Here is a 21,830-nt window from a genome sequence, read left to right on the forward strand (position 1 = left end):
CCTGTCCTGCCCTGGCATCCATCAGGAAACATCTGTGTAGCATTGGCGCTAAAATTGTAAAAAAGTCCCCCGCCCAGGCAAGGCGAGGAACCCTCAGATGACTCCAATTATACCGTATAATGTTCAAGCGTGATTGGCGTCCCGTCCAGCAACGCCTGCGGCTCATCCCCAGCCGAAGCAATCAGCTGCAGCGAGGCCCCATCGATGCTGTTATACGCCACTTGAAGTGTACCCACCGTCTCAAAGCGCGGCGCCTTGGCGCTCATCATCTCTGCGAATGACTCCAGCCCGGAAATTCCCTGTAGCATAGCTTCCTTCACGCCGAGCGCTTCCACCACGACCCCGCCGGGCATGCCTGCTGCGGTTACTTCCGTATACCCTTCCCGGGCCTTCAGCCCATAGTCATGGGATAAGAAGATGGCAAAATACGCCTGGCCGGCAAGGCCATAAATCGCTCTATCCTGCTGCAGCCACGTTCCGGAAGGCAATACACCGATAATCGTATCTTCATCCCCCTGCGGCACCGGATACAACGCCAGCACAGCACTACGGTGGAAGAGCACCTCCGAGTAAGGACTCTGGTGACGCAGATCGCCAGGCCGCCAGCCTTCACCGGGATGGAAGAAAAACAGCTGGTTCGCGCCCTCCTGGCCAGTCAGCGGCAGCGAATACGCCCAGCGCAGCTGTTCGTTGTCGAATTCCTCCACACGCTCCCACATCCCGCCTGCTGCAAATTCCTCAGTAATATAGGCATAGGTGTGCAGCAGCGGCAGGGCAGCAGCGGTGCCGGGAACGATCTTCTGAGTAACCTTGGTCACCTCTGTCGGCACTTTGCGGTCAAGCGCGAGGGCGCGGACCTGTGCTGGCGCTTCGTAGAACAGGAAGCCGGCATATTCCGTGCGCGGGATGGCTGGCGGCAGCGGGAAGTCGCCAAACTGTACATAATCGTGCAGCGGGTTGCCGTCCGCAGGCACATCATGCGGCCAGCCTCTGGAATGAGGACCAACCCAGGCCCCTTTCAGATAGACGTCGGCCCGTTCCTCCCATAAATGATCCAGCATGGCGGCGAGTTCGGATTTCACCTCGGTATCCGTCTCCAGCTCCCAGGCACAGGTGAACGCCTGCACCCAATGCCAGAACCACGGCAGGCTGCCATACTCCGGCATTCCGCTCTGTTTGATCTGCTTCAACGTCTCCTCCAGGCTCTGCTTACCGTCTTCCCGCAGCTCAGCATCCTCGAACATCTGCCCGAAGATCAACTTCGCTGCCGTATATTTAGCTTCATGATGCCCGAAGGTGGTCAGAGGCTTGCGGAAGAAATCGCTGCGGTAGATATGCCCCATTGCCGTATTCATCGCCACCCGCAGCCCTGCGTTAAATAAGGAATTATAACGCTTGCAGAAATAGGCAAGCAGGCTCCCCATGATCTCTACCGGCAGCTCATGCGGCTCCGCTTCCCGCGGCAGCGGGTTCAGTCCCAGGGGCCAATGCCCGTACAGTTTGGTTCCCGGCTGGCGGTTCTGCAGCAGCAGCGTTTCCTTAAGCACCGCCTCCGCTTTCTCTTTGGCGGCTGCCCTGTCAAACGGCAGAGCCAGTTCTTCGTCCACCGCTGCAGCAAACAGGTAAGAGGCATAATAGAAGTTGTTACGCACGTCATCATGGAACCACAGGCCGCTGTCAAGCAGCGGTCTCCGCTCAGCTTCCAGAGCCACTTTTTGCATAATCTCCAGCTGTCTTTCCTTATAAAAATCTCGTTCGTCCGTTAAATCTTCCATCACGTTTGTTCCCTCCATACCTCTTCATATAATTAATAATTAGAAAGCTTGCAGCACACTGCCGCAGGATGCTCCGGCGTTGCTTTTTAGGTCTATTGTGCACGCTTTCGGTTCATCTGGCAATCTTTTCACAACATAAATAAACTAAAATAAACGTACTAAAAAAGATTATCTCTTGCTAAATGAACCTAAATGAATTAAATTGTACATATACGAACGTAAATATAGTTTACGAAGGAGATTGAATAGTCAATGGAAAGACGTTTCGCATCCCACCCCAATGAGGTTAAGCAGTTTGACACTGAACGCCTGCGCAAGGAATTCCATATCCCAGTGATTTTTGCTCCGGATGAATTGAAGCTTGTATTGACGCACGAGGATCGGATGATTGTCGGCGGAGCTAATCCGGTAAACGGAGAGGTTGTATTGACAACCGACCTGAAAGAGCTGGGAGTCAGCTATTTCCTGGAACGCCGCGAGCTGGGCGTAATCAATGTCGGCGGCAAAGGTTCAGTTGTGGTCGATGGAACGGAATTTGAACTGGACAATAAAGAATGCCTGTATGTGAGCCAAGGCTCCAAAGATGTAGTATTCAAGAGCGCCGATGCTGCAGCTCCAGCGAAGTTCTACCTGAATTCCGCACCTGCACACCAGGCTTACCCTACTGCCAAAGCAACCCTGGAAACTTCCGAATCCGGTGCAATGGGCGGCAGCGAGAACTCCAATGAGCGTACAATTCACCGTTTCATCCACGCCAATGGCGTGCAGAGCGCACAGCTCGTCATGGGTATGACCCAGCTGAAACCAGGCAGCATGTGGAATACAATGCCATCCCATACCCACCCGCGCCGCATGGAAGCTTATTTCTACTTTGATCTTCCAGACGATGCAATTGTGTTCCATCTGATGGGTCAGCCTACAGAAACCCGTCACATCGTAATGCACAACGAGCAAGCCGTAATTTCCCCAAGCTGGTCGATCCACAGCGGCGTTGGAACTCATAACTATACTTTCATCTGGAGTATGGCTGGCGACAACAAAAGATATGATGATATGGACCCCGTATCCATGAAAGAATTACAATAGAGGGAAAACACTACGGAAAGCTGAGGCAGGCGGATGAACCCGATACGACGGCATGAGATGATTATGGCAGTTTTGCTGAACCAAAAGGATGTTACTGTACATGAGCTGAGCGAGAAGCTTCAGGTCACCGGCAAAACCATCCGCGAGGATTTAAGCAAGCTGGAGGAGCAAGGGTTGATACAGCGTGTACACGGCGGTGCCGTGCTGGCGCAGAGCGACCAATTCGGCATACTTCCCTCCAAGGACCCGCTGGACAAATATTCCGAAGAGAAAACGGAGATTGCCCTGCGCGCACTGTCGCATATTGTGCCTGATGATATCGTGGCTCTGGACGGCGGCAGCACCACGCTGGAGATTGCCCGCAGGCTGGCCAACATGCCGCTTACGGTTATAACCAATGATGTTTATATCATCAGCGAGCTGGTCCCGAAGGATCATATCCGTCTGGTCGTCCCCGGCGGCTACCGCGTTCGCAACATGCTGGCCGGTCCCGAGGCGGTAGCGTATGTGAAGACTCTGAATATACAAAAAGCTTTTTTGTCGGCTACGGCTGTCAACATCGAGCAAGGCCTCTCCATTTATACCGGAGATTTCATTGAATACAAGCAAGCGCTTGTCTCTACGGCAAGCCTAGTTTATGCGGTTGTCGACCACCACAAATTTGGCCAAACGGCGCTGCGCACCTTCGCTTCCCTCCAGGAAGTTGACGTGGTGCTGACGGACAAAGGGCTGTCTGCTGAGATTGTAGAGCAGTTTCGCGGTATCGGCGTGAACATTGAATGTGGCTAAGTAGAAACGGCTTCACCGTCCCTTTAGGGACGGTAACCGTTTCTGCGAGAAATAGAAGGATAACTTATAGTGTGCAACATATACATTTTTATATTTTAAACCTAATAACATCAACAATAAAGGGGTAATCAAATATGTCAACATTATTCAGCTTGGCAGGTAAAACTGCAATCGTAACGGGCGCAGCCCAAGGTCTTGGACAAGGTATCGCTTTGGCATTCGCTGAAGCAGGCGCAGATGTAATCTCCGCTTCCCTTAACAGCAGTGAAGAAACCGTAAAGGCTGCCGAAGCTTTTGGCGTAAAAGCACTGAGCCTGGAGTCCGACCTGAGTGATCACACTCAGCTGCAGGCTATGTTCGACAAAGCCCTTGAATTCACTGGAAAAGTAGATATCCTTGTGAACTGCGCAGGCATGATCCGCCGTACTCCAGCCAAAGACCACAGCGAAAAAGACTGGTTCGACGTAATCAACCTGAACCAGAACACCGTCTTCCTGTTGTCCCAAATCGCCGGCCGCCACTTCCTGGAAAGAGGAAACGGCAAAATCATCAACATCTGCTCCATGCTCTCCTACCAGGGCGGAATCAACGTTCCAGGCTACACTGCAAGTAAACACGCCGTTGCCGGTTTGACCAAAGCCTTCGCCAATGAATGGGCAGGTTCCGGTCTGAACATCAACGCCATTGCACCTGGATACATGGCTACTGAGAACACTGCACCAATCCGTGCCGACCAGAGCCGTTCCGACTCCATTCTGGACCGTATTCCAGCAGCTCGTTGGGGAACTCCTGAAGATCTTAAGGGGCCAGCCGTATTCCTGGCTTCCGCAGCTTCCGACTACCTGAACGGACACATTCTGAATGTAGACGGCGGATGGTTGGCTAGATAATTGCTTGTTATTTTGCTTAGAATTAAGGGAGACTGTCCACAATGGACAGCCTCCCTTTTTGTATTTATCCTTATTCCTGCGTCTTCTTCCATACTCCTGCGTATTTCCCTGATTTATTGCCCAACAGTATAATTCATCACCCTGCAGAAATGCAAAAAACCGGCAGCCCAGGATAACTCCTGTGAGTGCCGGTTGATTACAGCGGGAGATTACTGCCGCCAGTGGATCTATTAAAGTGATTTTCTTCTCAGCATAGCCAGGCCGTTCACCGGCAGCTCCAGCATCTTACCTGCAGCGGCGCCTGACTCCAGGTCCGTATATTCTCTGCCGTCCAGCTCCACGGTCTGCGGGCTGCCGCTGAAGTTCTGTACGAACACATAATCCTGTTCTCCATCCGAGCGCAGCGCTGCGGTTACGCCAATCGGCAGCTCGCTATCCAGGGTGCGTCTAATATCAGCCTTATCGGCAATCGCCGCATACAGCTCGGTATAGAAGGCGTTGTCTTTGACACGTGTAGCCAGGTGGTACGCACGTCCTTCACCCAAACGGTTCACGGTCAGCGCCGGTTGTCCAGCATAGAAATCACTGCGGTAATGGCCAAGAGCCTCCGCGCCTTCCAGGTGGATCAGCTCAGCAATCTCATGGGCGTCATAATCGCCGCTCAGCTTCAGCATATTGCCCGGCTGCATAACCAAGCCGTTCAGATCACGGCTGTGTAGTCCTTCCGTCTCTTCTGCCCAGATGCCGAGTGTTCTGCGCAGCGGCCCGGGGAATCCTCCCAGATGGCAGAGATCCGTTTCGCCGACAACACCAGACCAATAGGTCGCCAGGAAGGTACCGCCCTGCTCTACGAATCGCTCGATCCGTTTGCCGTTGGCTTCGCTGATCAGATAGAGCATGGGAGCAATGACCAGCTTGTAGGCGGACAGATCATCATCGATGCCAATAATATCCACCGGAATACCCTGCTCCCAGAGTGCGCGGTAATGCTGCAGAACTGTTTCTTCAAAATGAAGCCCGGAATTGCGGATGCCCTGTGCATCCTTCACCGCCCAGCGGTTGTCCCAGTCGTAGATAATCGCTGTCTGTACCGGGGTCGTCGTACCTACCACCTCGTCCATGCCAGCCAATGTCCGGCCCACTTCGGCCACGTCACGGAAGACACGGGTTTCCGCATGTCCGCTATGGTCGAGGACCGCACCGTGGAATTTCTCGCTCGAGCCGCGGCTTTTGCGCCACTGGAAATATTGCACCGAATCCGAGCCATGTGCCACGGCCTGAAGCGAGGACAGCTTGTGCATGCCCGGTCGTTTCAACTTGCTGACAATCTGCCAGTTCGTCAGGGACGGTGTGCTCTCCATCAACAGGAACGGCTTCTGCTTCAGCGTGCGGTACATATCGTGGTGCATCGCTGTCCAGGCGGCCAGACGGGCATCGTCGTCATCTGTGGTATAATGCCAATCCGGGTAAGCGTCCCAGGAGACTACGTCGAGAATCTTGGCCAGCTTGCGGTAATCAATGGCGTCAATCATATGCATATTTGTGGTGATAGGCAGCTCGGGATTGAAGCTGCGCACGGCGTCCATCTCATGCTGGCAGAAGTTGATCGTCTGGTCGCTGACAAACCGCCGCCAATCCAGATTCAGGCCATGCAGCTGGTTCTCGCCGTGCGGGGCTGGGGATTCCACCTGATCCCACGAGGTGTAGGTGTGGCTCCAGAAAGTGGCCCACCAGGCATGGTTCAGTTCTTCCAGATCATTGTTGTATTTGACTTTGAGCCAGTCTCTGAAGGCATTCTGGCAATAGTCGCAGTGGCATTCGCCACCGAACTCATTGGAGATATGCCAGCCGATTACTGCGGGATGATGAGCGTAGCGCTCAGCGAGCTTGGTGTTGATGATCGCTGTTTTGTCCCGGTAGACCGGAGAAGTGAAGCAGTGATTGTGGCGTACCCCATGCAGGTTGCGGACACGGTTGCGTTCCACACGCAGGACTTCAGGATACTTGTCCGACATCCAGGCCGGACGGGCTCCGCTTGGGGTAGCCAGGAAAGCGTAGATGCCGTTCTTAGCAAAAGAATCTAGCACATGGTCCAGCCATTCAAAAGTGAATACGCCTTCCTCACGCTCCAGCGATACCCAGGAGAAAATGCCAACAGACATCACATTGCAGCCTGCCAGCTTCATAAGACGCAGATCTTCTTCAAAAATATGTGGATATTTCAGCCATTGCTCGGGGTTATAATCGGCTCCGTGCAACATCACTGGCACTTTGCTACTGATTGCCGGAAGTTTTGTACTCATAGGTAGGATTCATCCTTTCATTATAAGCTCATCTATGAATGGGACTAATCTCTGATGAACATCTTCAGTATGCCCTGCATAAATGATGAACTATGCTTTATACTATTTATAATATACAATAAATAATATATAGCGTTAGGAATATACGCTCTACTTACTAGCACAAATTGAACATGAGGTGTAGTTATGCTCCCTTTCTCCCTGATCGAGAACCCCCGCGCCCCAGAAGTGTTTCCTGTCTTCCCTTATTCTGTCGGGCGTCATATTCAGTATCATCACGTGCGTCCGGGTGGCTTCCCGGTGCACCAGGTCTTTATGATCCGCAGCGGCAGCGGGCTGTTCCGGGATATGGAGAACGGCACGGAAACGGAGCTGCTGCCAGGCATGGCGTTTGCCTTTCCCGGGGATCGTGGCCACGAATATTATCCGCTGTCCCATGAACCGTGGCATATCGCTTTTATCGGGTTTTATGGCGCTGCCGCCGACGGCTTCCTCCAGGGCGGGGGAACGCTGCCCTCCGTACCTTTCCGCCCGCTGGACTTCGAGCTATGCTGGGAGTCGATAGGCAGTATCTGGCACACCGTCCACCAGCAGGCCTCCGCCCGTCAGGACGACCATATCATGCTGGAGCTGTCCGTAGCCCTGTACCGCTTGCTCCTGTTGCTTCGCCGTCCGGAAGCGCCTCCAGCCGGTCCCGGACGGCTGGAGTTTCAGGCCGTGCGCAATGAAGCCCTGCAGAAGGCAGTCCGCCTGATCAACGAGCATTTCACCGAGCCGCTGCTGATCTCCAATCTTGCCGGAGCGGTCGGTTATTCGGTACAGCATTTTCAGCGGCTGTTCCTGCAGGAATACGGCGTCACACCGCATAAGTACCTGCAGAATCTGCGCCTGCAGCGAGCGTTGCAGATGATTACCGAGAATGACCAAGTCTCCGTTCAGGATATCGCACTGCAGCTGGGAATGGAGACCAATTACTTCATCCGCGTCTTCCGCAGCACTTATGGCTGTACGCCGGGTGTTATGCTTAAACGCCTGCATGGGTCGCAAGCGAAGCAGCTTTAAGCTCTTCTCTTCCCTTCCCATTCAAGTCAGGCTGATTTATGATACGTAGAGATTGCAAGAAGAAACGACTGTACCGTCCTCTCTCAGAGATGATATCCGTTCCTTAGATTAGAACCAATTCCTAGGAGGCAGTTTATGATTACTCTATCCGAAATTAATTTCCGCGATCCTTACATCCTGCCTGTTCCCGAGAAGAACCGCTATTATATGTTCGGTACAGCCGGAGCAACCGCCTGGAGCGGCAGTCCTCAGGGCTTCGATGTGTATGTCAGCGAGGATCTGCAGCTGTGGTCGGGACCTTTGAGCGCGTTTACTCCAGCGGCCGATTTCTGGGCTGACCATCACTTCTGGGCACCAGAGGTTCACCGCTACAATGGCAAGTACTACATGTTCGCCTCATTTAAGGCCGACGGTATTCCGCGTGCAACACAGATTCTGGTTGCAGATCAGCCGGAGGGTCCTTATGTGCCGAACAGTGCCCAGCCGGTAACACCTACGGGCTGGGAATGTCTCGACGGCACGCTCTACGTGGATCAGCAGAACAAGCCCTGGATGGTCTTCTGCCGGGAATGGATCGAAGTGACCGACGGCGAGATGTATGCGGTGCAGCTTGCAAACGATTTGAGCGCAGCTGTAGCTGAGCCTATACTGCTGTTCCGTGCTTCCCAGGCCCCCTGGTCGGTAGGCGGCAAGGAAGGCCAATATGTCACTGACGGTCCATTCCTCTACGCTTGCGCGAATGGCGAGTTGCTGATGTTATGGTCCAGCAGCGGCGTCAAGGGTTATGCCATGGGCCTGGCGCGTTCCGCCTCCGGTGACATCACCGGTCCGTGGACCCAGGACGCAACTCCGCTATATGGCGAGGACGGCGGCCACGGTATGCTGTTCCGCGATTTCCAGGACAAGCTGCTGCTGGCGATCCATTCGCCCAACATCAACCCTCAGGAACGTCCGCTGCTGCTGGAGGTAGTTGAGGTGGACGGTACGCTAAGGGTTGTTGCTGCGGAGTAACGCTTGCGCTGCGAGACATTGAACCAGCTTAATAAACGGCAAGAAGCAGAAGCAGCGAACCTCTTACTTAAGAGGTCCGCTGCTTCTGCTTCCACAATCGTGTCCCATTAGTTGTTTATACGACACCAAATGGGTACTTTCAAAAGGGCTACGTAACCATCCAACAAATTCCACCAAGTCTTTCAGTACAGGAATCACAGGCAAGCCGTATAAAGTTGTAGACTAGGAAAATAAAGAGTTACACTGAGAAAATAAAGTTCTATACTGACGGAGCGTTATTAAGTTAATGGGCAGGCTAGCGTAACTTTATTGTTATTACAGGGAGGTGGAACTCTTGCGCATTGAGGAATATCGGCTAAACTTATTGCTAAAAAAATTATCTATGGAAGAAACTATTATGATTAAGATTGCGTTTCAGAAACTATATGGTGTGAGTATCGGTTTGACGCCAGAGGAATTGTCAGAAATGAAACTGCAAACACTATTTCCTCTGCTTGATATTGTTCGGGGATTGGTACTGAACAAACACCACGTCCCAGATATATATGGTGCATCTGATAGTTTGCAGTCCAACACCCTCTCTTCAAAGGTATCGTTCGGAAGGCAGGATAAGTTGGCTAACCAGGAGTAAGTATAGCTTAAGGATAACCAGGACGAGGCTGCCGGCATACAACGCAAGCCTCGTTGAGCTAACGCGCAGGATGCTTAAATAGTAATGCCTGTCCTAAAATGTATGGCACCAGCATAAAGGATCATCCCCCCCACAATGAGGGCAACAACCTCCTGTATATGTAAGTCTAATTTGATCTGAATGAAGAACACCATAGTCGGTAATCGGTTTGATGGCTGGGCTACTTGGTTCGAAGTTTGTTTGGATATCCTGCACTTTCATGTCCGACCACTTTCCGCTCCAGGAACAGATAATGCACTTTAGTCTCTCTTCTGTAGGGTGCAACGCATTCTGGAGGACGATGATACAATCCCTACTGTTGATATTACAAATAGGACATTCGTGAACTTTCATGATTCTTCACCTCTCATCACCAAAAAAGTTAACATCATTTGGTATTGGCGTCAAGAATTTGATTCATCATTAAACTAACGAAGAACGATAGCTCCATAAATCAGCAGAAGGATCCGCCTTGGCGGGTCCTTTGTCTTGGGAATTAAAAACCACCAGGAGATCGTCCAGGTGATCACAATTTTTATATCATGAAAAAAAATAAAACCGGGTAATGAGATATTTTGGAATCATCAATCGTGTTGAATGTAGGAGGCGAAAAAATGGAATACAATTCTTTATTGCGTACGGATAAAGAATTGGCCGAACTCTATCAACGGCGTGCAGATCTAGTTTATAGACTTTGCTTTATATACTTGAAGAATCCCGTTGATGTTGAAGACGCTGTTCAATCTGTATTTCTAAAACTAATTAAATCCCCCATGGCTTTCAATGACCACGAGCATGAAAAAGCATGGCTGATGGTAACTACCCGAAATCACTGTAAAGACGTTCTTAAAAATTGGTGGACAACCCGTCGTGTGGCTTTAGACACTTTGCCGGAAGTTGTTTCTTGGAATGGTAATGAACCATCCGGCAAGGTGCTAGCAAAACTGCTTTCACTTCCCGAAAAATACAAAACAGTTTTATATCTATACTATTTCGAGGAGTACACGGTAAAAGAAATAGCAGAGATGTTAGGACACAAAGAAAGCACGATCCAAACGCAACTATTCAGAGGCCGCAAACGCCTCAAGATGGATTTGGGAGGGAATTATATTGAGTAACAAAAATATTAATCAGATTTTTGAAGCTCTTACGCCAAGAACCGAACAAAAAGAAAAAACGTTTCATAACATTTTAATGCCAAGCCAGGTTGAACATAAAAGGCAAAGAAGATTTACTCCTGTGAAACCTGTAAGATATGCCCTACTGGCTGCCGTGCTGATGGTTTGTTTAACGACAACGGCTTTTGCAGCGGCATATATGGGATTAGATGAAGCATTTATAAAATTTCTTAAACCGGCAAATAACGAGCAGACGGCATATTTGTCCAATGGCGCTTATGTAGTGAACAAAAAAGTGGAAAATGAGTATGGATCACTTACCATTAAGCAAGTGATCGGCGACAGCAATCTAACCTATATTTTAATGGACTTTACTGCTCCAGAAGCCACTGTTCTAAATGCGGCGCGATACCGTTTTGATACTATGATTACGACAAATCAAAGCTTTCATAGTACAGGATTTGAGGTGCTCGACGATGGGAATCCTAATGACAATAAAATTAGCTTGGTCATGAATATAATGACCGACAGTTCCTTAGCGGGTCAAACCATTGATTTGAAACTCTATGATTTACAAGCTGCAGATCCGCTTCCCGGCATTTTTGAAACCGTCATTCCGGGTTCTTGGGAAACCGCTTTTAAGCTAGATTTCAAGAAGTACTCGACCCTTTATCAGATTGATCAAAACATGACGCTGTTTGGTTATAAGGCAATATTAAAAACGATCTCCGTCTCGCCAATTTCAATTACTTTGATGATTGATAGCGGATCATTGAAGGAGATTAACAATGCCGCCAGCGGATTAAAGGAAATTGGTGAAAACGAATATTTGGATAACTTCCCTATCACGATAAAATATAAAGATGGCACCTCAGAAACGACCAGTATTTTTACCGGATTAGCGCGAAGCGATTTATTAAGTAACCAACTGCTTACAATTAAAACGTTTGAAAATGTTATAAATGATAAGGAAATCGCGTCTATCGTATTCTTTGACAAAGCATTTCTTATAAAAGACTGAATCTCCACTACATTACTAATAATCTAGCTAGTTAAAGTAAGCTTCAAATGCTCCCCCTTATGTCTAGCTTGGCTAGGCGTGAGGGGGCTATTTGGAGTTGTGACAAAGATGGTTCCGATTTATTAACGGGAAACTTAATGGGGAACGATAGTTAAAAAAACAGCGTCAGTCTAGGACTTTATTCGTCCGTTTCACTTCCTCATTCTCAATTTCATATATTGCGTAACGATTGCTTTTGAGCATGGTTCGAGACTTTAGGGCAATTAACTGCGAAAGTGCAACTAATTCCTGCCGAATCATCATCCAACAGGCGATTAAGTGCGATTCTGCAACTAATTTCGAATAAATGAGTCCTCTTACGCTCAAACGTCAGAATTAAGTGCCTTTTTGCAACTATTTACTCAAAAATGATAAAAAACTGCTAATTAGATGCGTATTCGCAACTAATTCATGAGTCAGAACCTTTGAAGCCACCACCGAGCGGTGTTTTCTGATGTTATCAGCATACCGCGGCCAAAACAGAAACCCATTTTGTACTTAAAAAAGCTCCAGATTGCTTCGAATCGGAATAGGTCGGCACTTCACTTGTCTTCTCAGCAACTAAACGCCTAAAAGTCTACGCTCCAACTAGAACTGGCTGTTATACAGCCCCGCATAATAACCGCCTGTTGCCAGCAGTTGCTCATGCGTGCCACTTTCCACAATATCACCGTCCTTCATGAACAGAATCACATCCGCTTCACGAATCGTCGACAGGCGGTGAGCAATCACGAAGCTGGTGCGCCCGGCCATCATCGCCAGAAAAGCCTTCTGAATCCGCACCTCGGTCAGCGTATCAATACTGCTGGTCGCTTCATCCAGAATCAGCATCGGCGGATCAGCCAGCATGACACGGGCTATCGTCAGCAGCTGCTTCTGCCCTTGGGAGAGGTTGTCTCCCGAGGCGCTGATCTTCGTATCGTAGCCTTCCGGCAGGCGCTTGATGAAGCTGTGCGCATTAGCCGCCTTGGCAGCGGCCACGACCTCTTCGTCTGTAGCCTGCGCGCGGCCGTAAGCGATGTTCTCCTTGATGGTGCCGCCGAACAGCCAGGTCTCCTGCAGCACCATCCCGAAATTCCGCCGCAGGCTGTCCCGCGTCAGGGTGTTGATGTTCACACCATCGATCGCGATGGTGCCGCTGTCTACTTCATAGAAGCGCATCAGGAGGTTAACCAGTGTTGTTTTGCCTGCTCCTGTCTGACCGACGATGGCTACGCGGGTACCTGGCTTGACCTCCAGGCTGAAGTCCTTAATCAACGGCCGGTCCCGTGAATACGCGAAGCTGATCCGGTTGAACGTAATGGTGCCCGCACCGTTACCCATCTCCGGTGCCCCCGGCGCTTCCGGACGTTCCGGCTCCAGGTCCAGCGTCGTGAAGATCCGCTGTGCAGAGGCTGTCGCCGATTGAAGCTGGGTTACCACACCGGTTATTTCATTGAACGGCTTGGCGAACAGGGTGGAGAAGATCAGGAAGCTGGACAGATCACCGACACTAAGATGGTTCATTATAACCAGCACACTGCCGATCATCGCGATTACAGAGAAGGTAATATTGTTCACCAGCCGGGTCGACGGATTAGACAACGAACCGATGAACTGGGATTTCATGCCCGTCTGATACAGCTCGTTATTCTGCCGCTCAAAATCTGCGAAAGCCCGTTCCTCAAATCCATAGGCTGTAACCACCTTCTGTCCTACCACCATCTCCTCGACATAGCCGTTCAGACCGCCTAGAATCCGCGCCTGCTCCCGGAACAGCTGCTGGGAGCGCTGGGTAATATATTTGGCTACGTAGAAGGAAGCGGGCGCTGACAGCAGCACTACAACCGTCATGACCGGGCTGATATAGAGCATCAGCGCCACGGCTCCCGCAATGGTGATCACACCGGTCAGCAGTGTCGAGAAGCCCTGCAGCAGCCCGTCCGAGACGGCATCCATATCATTGACAAACCGGCTGATGCTGTCCCCCTGCGGGTGGTTGTCATGAAATTTAAGCGGCAGCACATTCAGCTTGTCGAACAGCTCACTGCGCATATCATAGATCGTACGGTAAGCTAAACGGTTGGTGTAATAGGTCAACAGCCAGCCAAAGAAGCTGCCGATGAAATAGACCGCTGCCAGTATACCCAGCAGCCGCAGTACAGCCGGGAAGTCAACCTCGCCCGGTCCGGTCATGAAATCGACCGCCCGGCCGATCAGCAGCGGCCCGACCAGACTGGCCACCACGCTGAGTACCGCGAAGATGGCGGCGGCCAGCGAAATCCCCCGGTATTGCCTCATATATACCAATAGTCTGTTCCAGGTCTGTTTGTTATTCATTTGCTGCCTCCCTACTAGACAGCTGGGACAGGCAGATTTCCCTGTACTCCGCACAGCTGTCCATCAGTTGCTCATGCGTGCCCGTCCCGGCAATCCGCCCTTCCTCAAAGACAATGATCCGGTCCGCCTGCCGGACCGTGCTGACCCGCTGGGATACAACCAGCAGCGTAATCTCGCTGCTGCTCTCCTTCAGCGAGCGCCGCAGGGCCGCATCGGTGGCGAAATCCAGCGCGCTGGACGAGTCGTCCAGGATCAGGATCGGCGGCTGGCCCACAACTGCTCGGGCGATGGTCAGCCGCTGCTTCTGCCCGCCGGACAGATTCAGTCCGCCGCGCGATACCTGGGTGTTCAGGCCGTCAGGGAGTTTGCTGACGAATTCTTCCGCCTGGGCGATGCGCAGCGCTGCTGCGATTTCCTCTGCGGCAGCGCCCTCCTTGCCCCAGCGGATATTGTCGGCAATCGTGCCGGTGAACAGCATCGCTTTTTGCGGCACCATCCCGATCTGCTCCCGCAGCTGCCTAAGCTTGTAATCCTTGACATTCTGTCCGCCAACCTGAACTTCACCCTCCAATACATCATAGAAACGGGGAATCAGGTTGACGAAGGTTGATTTGCCTGAGCCTGTACTGCCGATCAGTCCCACGGTTTCCCCGCGTTGAATGACCGCCGACACATCCTTCAGCGCATATTCACCGGTCTTGTTGTATCCGAACGACACATGCTCAAAGCGGATCGCCGGAACACTGTTTGCTGCGGCTGCTGCCTGGATCTGCTCTGAAGCCGCACCAGCCTGCGGAATCCGCGCTGCAGCTGAATCTGAAATCGAAGCCGTGACTGCCAGCACCTCATTTACGCGGCTCGCGGACGAGGAAGCTTTGGTGAAGATGATCACCAGGTTGGAGACAACGATCAGCGCCAGCAGGATCTGGGTGACATAGTTGATGAAAGCAATGATCTCGCCCTGTGAGAGACGACCGCCATCGATATGGATGCCCCCGACCCACAGGATGGCAATAATAGCCGCATTGACCACCAGCGTAGTCAGTGGCCCCAGCCAGGCCGCTATCCGGCCGACCCGGATCGCCGTCGCCGTCAGATCCTCGGAAGCGGCGCGAAAGCGCTGCTGCTCCTGGCGGCTTTTGGCAAACGCACGGATCACGCGGATCCCTGACAGATTCTCGCTCAGCACCAGCGCAAGCCTGTCCAGCTTCTGCTGGTATTTGCGGTAGAGCGGCGAGGTGCGTGTAATGATCAGATACAGGATGATGCCAAACACCGGTGTAGCCGCCAGCAGAATCAGTGACAGCCGGAAATCGAGCAGCATCGACATGATGATTGCTCCAATACAGATGAACGGCGCACGGATTACCAGCCGGATCAGCATCGCCACCGCCAGTTGCAGCTGGTTGACATCGCTTGTGATCCGGTTGATCAGCGAGGACGCACCAAAGGTATCCAGCTCCGCATAGGACAGGCCGGTAATATGCCGGAACAGCTTATTGCGCAGGTTCGTGCCGAAGCCCTGAGAAGCGCGCGCAGCGTAATACTGGCAGATCATGGAGCAGCCGAAGCCAAGCACTGACATTAACACCATCAGCCCTCCCATCCTGTACACATATCCGCTGTCCTGGTTGCCGATGCCGTTATTGATAATGAGGGCGACAATCGTCGGCAGCAGCAGCTCAAGGATCGCCTCGAGCAGCTTGAAGATAGGTCCGATGATTGCCTCTTTCCGGTAAGGTTTTAGATATACTGCAATTTTGAACACAACAATTCACACCCAATATTAATAGTATTGTAGAACCTGAATTATGTAAGCATCAATTATGATTATGCCATATCTGCTTTCATATTCATACACCGCTTCATACACCGTCCTGCGGGACAGGCTTCAATATAGTCATAAAAACAAATCCCCCCGGCTGCCCGGGAGGGAATTTGCATGGATACGATATCCGTAACGGACACCGTTTAGACCATAATTTTGCAGATATCGTTGGTGAACTGCACCGGATCATTGACCTGCAAACCTTCGATCAGGAGCGCCTGATTGTAGAGCAGATGCGTGTACAGGGCAAGCTTCTCTTGATCCTTATCGGACGCAGCCTTCAGCGACTGGAACACCTCATGATGAATGTTGATTTCCAGCACCTTGTCCGCTTCCACTTCCTGGCCGCCGTTAGGCATCGACTTCAGGATTTTCTCCATTTCAATCGTCAGCTCGCCTTCTGTGGACAGGCAGACCGGATGCGTCTTCAGCCGCTTGGAGGCTTTGACATTCTTGACCTTGCCGGACAGGATGCCCTTCATCGCTTCAAAAAGCTCCTTGTTCTCATTCTCTTCCGCTTCCGTTGGCTTGTCCGCCGCATCCGCTTCGATTCCGAGGTCGCCGCTGGAGACCGATTTGAATTCTTTTTCCTTATAGGACTGGATCATCTTGATCGCAAATTCATCAATATCGTCGGTGAAATAGAGAATCTCAAATCCCTTATCGGAAACCATTTCCGTCTGCGGCAGCTTCTCAATCCGTTCGATCGACTCACCGGAAGCGTAATAGATGAACTTCTGGTCTTCAGGCATTCCCGATACATATTCGTCCAGCGTAACCAGCTTCTTCTCCTTGGAGGTGTGGAACATCAGCAGGTCCTGCAGCGTATCCTTGTGCATGCCGTAATCGTTGTAGACCCCGAATTTCAGCTGTCTGCCAAAAGACTTGTAGAACAGTTCATATTTGTCTCTCTCGTCCTTCAAGAGGCTCTGCAGCTGGCCCTTGACCTTGTTCTTGATATTCTTCGCGATCAGCGTCAGCTGGCGGTCATGCTGCAGCATCTCACGGGAGATGTTCAGCGACAGATCCTCGGAATCGACCATTCCTTTGACGAAGCTAAAGTAGTCCGGCAGCAGATCGCCGCATTTGTTCATAATCAGCACGCCGTTTGAGTACAGCTCCAGCCCTTTTTCATACTCTTTGGTGTAGTAGTCAAAAGGGGTGTTCTCCGGGATAAACAGAATCGCGTTGTAAACCACGGCACCGTCGGCGCTGATGTGGATATGCTTAAGCGGCTTGTCGAAGCCGTAACGTTTCTCTGCATAGAAGTTGTCGTAATCTTCAGCGGTCAGCTCGTTTTTGTTCTTACGCCAGATCGGCACCATGCTGTTGACCGTCTGCTCCTGGACAATTTCTTCGAATTCGCCTTCGGCGCCTTCCTTGGGCTTCTGCTCCTTGACGTCCATCTTGATCGGGAAGCGGATAAAGTCGGAGTATTTCTTGATGATCGACTTCAGGCGGTATTCTTCCAGATACTCGTCGTATTGGTCGTCTTCGGTGTTCTCTTTGATCTTCAGCGTAACGATGGTACCTACGGTGTCCTTCTCGTAAGGCTCAATCGTATACCCGTCCGCACCCTTCGATTCCCATTTAAAAGCTTCTGCGCTGCCCAGCGCCTTGCTCACCACCGTCACATCATCCGCCACCATAAACGAGGAATAGAAGCCTACCCCAAACTGGCCGATAATGTTGTGTCCGTCCTGGGCTTCGTTCTCTTTCTTAAAAGCTAGCGAGCCACTCTTGGCGATAATACCCAGATTGTTCTCCAGCTCCTCCTGGGTCATCCCGATTCCGGAATCCTCAATCGTCAGCGTTCTGGTCGCCTTATCGGCGGTTACTTTAATGTAATAATCCTCTTTATTGAACACCAGGCCTTCATCGGAGAGGGCTTTGTAATAGATTTTGTCAATGGCGTCACTTGCATTGGAGATCAGTTCGCGCAGGAAAATTTCCCGCTGGGTGTAGATGGAGTTAATCATCATTTCAAGCAATCGTTTGGATTCCGCTTTGAACTCTTTTTTAGCCATGAATACGTAAATCTCCTTTCAGAATAAACAGTTTGTCCAGCATCGAAGTGTTAGCACTCCGCTATCATGAGTGCTAATCCTTCTTTTATATAACACGATCTGTTTTTTGTTGTCAATATCTTACTCAGAAATAGCCGGTTTCAAGGCCGCAGCCTCTGCCTGGGCATCCGCCAGCAGCATCTGAATCAGAAATTGCAAGGGCTGTGACTTCCACTTCTTGGGATGAAGCAGCAGTTGCAGATCCAGATAAATCTCCGGGTGCACAAAAGGCAAGGCCGTCAGCGAGCCGCGCCGGATCTCCTCTTCCGCCACAATCCTTGGCAAAAGCGCAATGCCCAGCCCGTTCATCACACAGCGCTTGATCGCCTCCAGATTGGACAGCTCGAAGCCGATCCGGAAATTGATGCCATGTGTCTTGAGCAGATTCTCGAACAGGCTGCGGTAGATGCAGCTCTCCTCGGAGACGATGAACTCGCAATTGTTGAGATCCGGCAGCGTGACATTCGGCTGAAGCGCCAGACTATGGCTGCTTGGTGCGACAAGCACCAGCGGCTCCTCGCGGATGGTGGTACGCTCCAGCTGTGAATCCGCCGTGCCCCGGTCCAGCATCAAGCCAATATCGACCTCGCCGTCTTTGATTTTGGACAACAGATTCGCTTCTTGTTCGGTCTGCAGATGAATGTTCAGCCCCGGAAACTTCGTACGGAGCTGCTGCAGGAACGGCGGCAGATAGAAGGCAGCGAGCGAATCAATGGTGCCAATCGTCAGTGTTCCCCCGATCTGCTGGGCAATGGTTTCCTTGGACCGGTCATACAGATCCAGTATCTCCACAAACAGCTTCAGCAGCTCTTCCCCCGGCGGGGTAAGCCGCAGCTGTCTGCCATGCCGCTCGATCAGCGGAACCCCATATTCCTTCTCGATCTTCTGAATCTGCATGGTGACACTGGACTGGGCATAACCCAGCTCCTCGGCAGCCCGTGTGAAGCTCTGCCGCTTCGCCACTTCACGAAAGGTTCTTAAATAGGTTAAATCCATGACCTCACCCTAACATCAACATTATTGATGATACCTATCACTTATTATAGCTAACGCCGATGAAATAATCCATGTTAGAGTATGATTAGAAGAACTAAATCTTTTGGAGGCCGATAATTTATGTTAACAGAACAGCAGATTTATGGAGTGTACGTACCTGTAGTAACCCCGTTCAGCACTGCCGGTGAAGTTGATCTGGATTCGTATCAGCGTTATGTGAAGAACATAGTCAACAACAGCATTCAAGGTCTGGTCGTCAATGGGACTACTGGAGAATCCCCAACCGTATCTCTGGATGAACTGCAGCTTCTGGTCGGCGTATCCCGTGAGTTATTGAAATCCACAACGATTCCGCTGGTCGTGGGTACCGGCACGAATGATACACGCTCCACCGTGAAGCGGACAGAGCTGGCCGCCAATCTTGGCGCTGATGCCGCGCTGGTCGTTGTGCCTTATTACAGCCGCCCCTCGCAGGAAGGCATCATTGCCCACTTCCGCAAGGCGGCAGAGGTAGGCCTGCCGATCATTGCCTATGACATTCCGGGCCGTTCCGGCGTAGGCATGACCCTGGATACGGCGCGGACCATCCTCGAGATGGAGCATGTCGTTGGCCTGAAGGACTGCTCCGGCAGTCCGAACCTGGTAACCGAGCTGGCCCGTCTGCGCTCCAAGCCGGTATTATGCGGCGATGATCTGCATTTCCTGGAGATGCTCGGCTGTGGTGCTGCCGGCGGCATGCTGGCTTCCGCCAATGTGCAGACCGCCGATTTCCTGCAGATCTACCATTATTTCGCCGCTGGTCAGCAGGAGCTGGCTGAAGCCGCCTTTGAACAGCTGCGCTCCTTGATGACCCTGCTGTTCAAGGAATCCAATCCGGCTCCGATCAAATGGCTGCTCCAGGAGCAGGGCGAGATCGCCTCGGATACACTGCGGCTGCCCCTGACCTCCATCACAAGCGCACTGGCCGAGGAGCTGCAGGTTCATCTGCAACAGCCGGATGCGGTCAGGCTGACTTCCTGATTGCGAGAATTGCATACTAATTTTATTGAGAAGGTTATCTGCGGAGTTAGACTCTCCGGGATAACCTTTTTTTGTGTATAGAGTGCAAATCAGCACTTAAATCCGCACAAATGTGAGTTTTTGAGGAAATAAGTGCCAAAGCGCAACTAAATTCCCACACCGGAGCGTTAACTGCTCAATTTGGCAGAATTAGATGCACTTTTGCACTAAAACTAGTTGAAAGTCTGAAATGAGACGAAATTAGTTGCTGGTTTGCACTTAACTGTTAGGCCGGGGTGCGCTCGATACTCAGGCAGGCTTGGCCTCCAGCATTTCTGCATTCAGGAAATATACGCAGCAAAAAACCGCCAGGATCCCATCCCGGCGGCTGTTACATACAATTATTTACTGACTTTTCTGTCTTGGGAGAACCATTGTTTCTTCGGCTTCGACGATGGGTTGGCCTTGGCTGCAGCCGGTCTGAAATCGGTCTGCTTCGCGCCGGAAGGTCTGGCAGATGCCGACGCTGTACCGGCTGATCTCGCGCCTGTGGCTGCGGAAGGTCTTCCACCTGCTGTTGGCTTCGCGGAGGACGGTCTGCCCGCAGACGGCTTGCTAGCGGCTGCTGCCGGTCTGCCGGAGCCGGATCGACCGGCAGCCTGCTTGGAAGGCTGTGATTTGGCAGCCTGTGGTTTGTTTTTCATCGGATAAGCATGGTCCTTGATCTCGGGAATGCTCTTGCCGATCAGCTTCTCGATATCCTTCAGGAATGGCAGTTCCTCTGTCTCACAGAAGGAGATTGCCGTTCCACTTAAGCCCGCTCTGCCTGTCCGTCCAATCCGGTGCACGTAGGTTTCCGGGATGTTCGGCAGGTTGAAGTTAATCACATGGGACAGCTCATCGATATCGATCCCGCGTGCCGCAATATCGGTTGCCACAAGCACACGGGTTGCTCCACTCTTGAAATTACGCAGTGCGTTCTGGCGGTCATTCTGCGATTTGTTGCCATGGATCGCCTGGGCTGATACGTTCACCTTGGTCAGATCACGGGTCACACGGTCCGCGCCGCGTTTGGTGCGGGTAAATACAAGCGCTGAAACAATCGATGGATCCTGCAGCAGCTTGTTCAGCTGGTTCTGCTTGTTGCCATCCTCCATCAGATAGATATATTGCTCAATCCGGTCCACGGTGGAAGATACAGGTGTAATTTCGACCTTCACCGGATCTACCAGCAGTGTTTTGACCAGCTTATTGATCTCCGGAGGCATGGTTGCCGAGAAGAATAACGTCTGTTTCTTGGCTGGCATCTTGGCAATAATCTTCTTCACGTCATTGATGAAGCCCATATCCAGCATGCGGTCTGCTTCATCCAGGACGAGAATTTGCACAAACTGCAGATCTACACGTTTCTGGTTAATCAGGTCAATCAGACGGCCCGGTGTGGCAATCAGAATATCCGGCCCTTGGCTCAGCGCACGTTCCTGTGATTTCTGGGACACACCGCCTACGATGGCTGTACAGCGCATTGTAGTGAACTGGCTGTAAGCTTGAATGTTGTCGGCAATCTGCAGCGCAAGTTCTCTCGTTGGCGTCAGGATCAGCGAGCGGATGCGGCGCATCGTGCCCGGTTTATGGGACTGCTGGCTCAGCAGCTGAATGATTGGTAAAGAGAATGCAGCCGTTTTGCCTGTACCTGTCTGGGCACAGCCCAGCAGATCCTTGCCTGCCAGCACAGCCGGAATCGACTGCTCCTGAATCGGCGTGGGCGAAGTATAGTTCTCTTTGGCGAGAGCTTTTAGAATAGGGGGTATAAGATTCAATTCGTTAAATGTCATGGGGTCTCCTTAATTTCTAATAC

Annotated in this window: 16 protein-coding genes; 9 read left to right on the forward strand and 7 right to left on the reverse strand. The window is 51.5% G+C overall.

Annotated elements, in window-relative coordinates:
- Positions 1 to 107: 107 nt before the first annotated feature.
- Positions 108 to 1,775, reverse strand: coding sequence for a hypothetical protein (locus tag B9T62_RS15995; protein ID WP_087916170.1), 1,668 nt, complete (start codon positions 1,773 to 1,775; stop codon positions 108 to 110).
- A gap of 252 nt (positions 1,776 to 2,027) precedes the next feature.
- On the opposite strand from B9T62_RS15995, the gene kduI reads away from it, so the two are divergent.
- From kduI to kduD, 3 genes are all read left to right on the forward strand, one after another.
- Positions 2,028 to 2,861: a 5-dehydro-4-deoxy-D-glucuronate isomerase gene (gene kduI / locus B9T62_RS16000; RefSeq protein ID WP_087916171.1), complete on the forward strand. Its 834-nt coding sequence runs from the start codon at positions 2,028 to 2,030 to the stop codon at positions 2,859 to 2,861.
- A gap of 33 nt (positions 2,862 to 2,894) precedes the next feature.
- A complete protein-coding gene (locus tag B9T62_RS16005) occupies positions 2,895 to 3,650 on the forward strand; it encodes a DeoR/GlpR family DNA-binding transcription regulator (protein ID WP_087916172.1) in 756 nt (251 codons plus the stop codon).
- Between the two features lie 134 nt (positions 3,651 to 3,784).
- Positions 3,785 to 4,540, forward strand: a complete 756-nt coding sequence (gene kduD / locus B9T62_RS16010) for a 2-dehydro-3-deoxy-D-gluconate 5-dehydrogenase KduD (RefSeq protein WP_087916173.1) — start codon at positions 3,785 to 3,787, stop codon at positions 4,538 to 4,540.
- 230 nt (positions 4,541 to 4,770) lie between these two features.
- On the opposite strand, the gene B9T62_RS16015 is transcribed toward kduD, so the two are convergent.
- On the reverse strand, positions 4,771 to 6,843 hold the full coding sequence (locus B9T62_RS16015) for a beta-galactosidase (RefSeq protein ID WP_087916174.1): 2,073 nt from the start codon (positions 6,841 to 6,843) through the stop codon (positions 4,771 to 4,773).
- Between the two features lie 186 nt (positions 6,844 to 7,029).
- On the opposite strand from B9T62_RS16015, the gene B9T62_RS16020 reads away from it, so the two are divergent.
- From B9T62_RS16020 to B9T62_RS16040, 5 genes are all read left to right on the forward strand, one after another.
- The gene (locus tag B9T62_RS16020) at positions 7,030 to 7,905 is read left to right on the forward strand and encodes an AraC family transcriptional regulator (RefSeq protein ID WP_087916175.1); all 876 of its coding nucleotides are present in this window, start codon (positions 7,030 to 7,032) and stop codon (positions 7,903 to 7,905) included.
- Between the two features lie 135 nt (positions 7,906 to 8,040).
- Positions 8,041 to 8,916, forward strand: a complete 876-nt coding sequence (locus B9T62_RS16025; protein ID WP_087916176.1) for a glycoside hydrolase family 43 protein — start codon at positions 8,041 to 8,043, stop codon at positions 8,914 to 8,916.
- Positions 8,917 to 9,250: 334 nt separating this feature from the next.
- Complete coding sequence (locus B9T62_RS16030) at positions 9,251 to 9,547, forward strand: hypothetical protein (RefSeq protein WP_087916177.1); 297 nt, start codon at positions 9,251 to 9,253, stop codon at positions 9,545 to 9,547.
- 653 nt (positions 9,548 to 10,200) lie between these two features.
- Positions 10,201 to 10,704 (forward strand): RNA polymerase sigma factor, encoded by a 504-nt coding sequence (locus tag B9T62_RS16035; protein ID WP_087916178.1) that lies wholly within the window; start codon positions 10,201 to 10,203, stop codon positions 10,702 to 10,704.
- Positions 10,697 to 11,725 (forward strand): DUF4179 domain-containing protein, encoded by a 1,029-nt coding sequence (locus B9T62_RS16040; RefSeq protein ID WP_087916179.1) that lies wholly within the window; start codon positions 10,697 to 10,699, stop codon positions 11,723 to 11,725. The genes B9T62_RS16035 and B9T62_RS16040 overlap by 8 nt, the downstream gene beginning before the upstream one ends.
- A 627-nt stretch (positions 11,726 to 12,352) precedes the next feature.
- On the opposite strand, the gene B9T62_RS16045 is transcribed toward B9T62_RS16040, so the two are convergent.
- The 4 genes from B9T62_RS16045 to B9T62_RS16060 all read right to left on the reverse strand — a co-directional run bounded on the left by B9T62_RS16045 (position 12,353) and on the right by B9T62_RS16060 (position 18,973).
- On the reverse strand, positions 12,353 to 14,083 hold the full coding sequence (locus B9T62_RS16045) for an ABC transporter ATP-binding protein (protein ID WP_087916180.1): 1,731 nt from the start codon (positions 14,081 to 14,083) through the stop codon (positions 12,353 to 12,355).
- On the reverse strand, positions 14,076 to 15,851 hold the full coding sequence (locus tag B9T62_RS16050; RefSeq protein ID WP_087916181.1) for an ABC transporter ATP-binding protein: 1,776 nt from the start codon (positions 15,849 to 15,851) through the stop codon (positions 14,076 to 14,078). The genes B9T62_RS16045 and B9T62_RS16050 overlap by 8 nt, the downstream gene beginning before the upstream one ends.
- Positions 15,852 to 16,054: 203 nt before the next feature.
- Positions 16,055 to 17,938, reverse strand: a complete 1,884-nt coding sequence (htpG, locus tag B9T62_RS16055; protein WP_087916182.1) for a molecular chaperone HtpG — start codon at positions 17,936 to 17,938, stop codon at positions 16,055 to 16,057.
- A gap of 120 nt (positions 17,939 to 18,058) precedes the next feature.
- Entirely contained in the window at positions 18,059 to 18,973 is a 915-nt protein-coding gene (locus tag B9T62_RS16060) for a LysR family transcriptional regulator (protein ID WP_087916183.1), read from the reverse strand.
- Positions 18,974 to 19,093: 120 nt separating this feature from the next.
- Here B9T62_RS16060 and dapA point away from each other — a divergent pair, with 120 nt between their 5' ends.
- The gene (gene dapA / locus B9T62_RS16065) at positions 19,094 to 19,993 is read left to right on the forward strand and encodes a 4-hydroxy-tetrahydrodipicolinate synthase (RefSeq protein ID WP_087916184.1); all 900 of its coding nucleotides are present in this window, start codon (positions 19,094 to 19,096) and stop codon (positions 19,991 to 19,993) included.
- A 380-nt stretch (positions 19,994 to 20,373) separates the two neighbouring features.
- Here the strand turns inward: dapA and B9T62_RS16070 are convergent, their stop codons facing one another.
- The gene (locus B9T62_RS16070) at positions 20,374 to 21,807 is read right to left on the reverse strand and encodes a DEAD/DEAH box helicase (RefSeq protein WP_087916185.1); all 1,434 of its coding nucleotides are present in this window, start codon (positions 21,805 to 21,807) and stop codon (positions 20,374 to 20,376) included.
- Positions 21,808 to 21,830 lie beyond the last annotated feature (23 nt).

Origin of the sequence: Paenibacillus donghaensis, from assembly GCF_002192415.1 — a bacterium.
GTDB classification, from domain to species: domain Bacteria; phylum Bacillota; class Bacilli; order Paenibacillales; family Paenibacillaceae; genus Paenibacillus_AQ; species Paenibacillus_AQ donghaensis.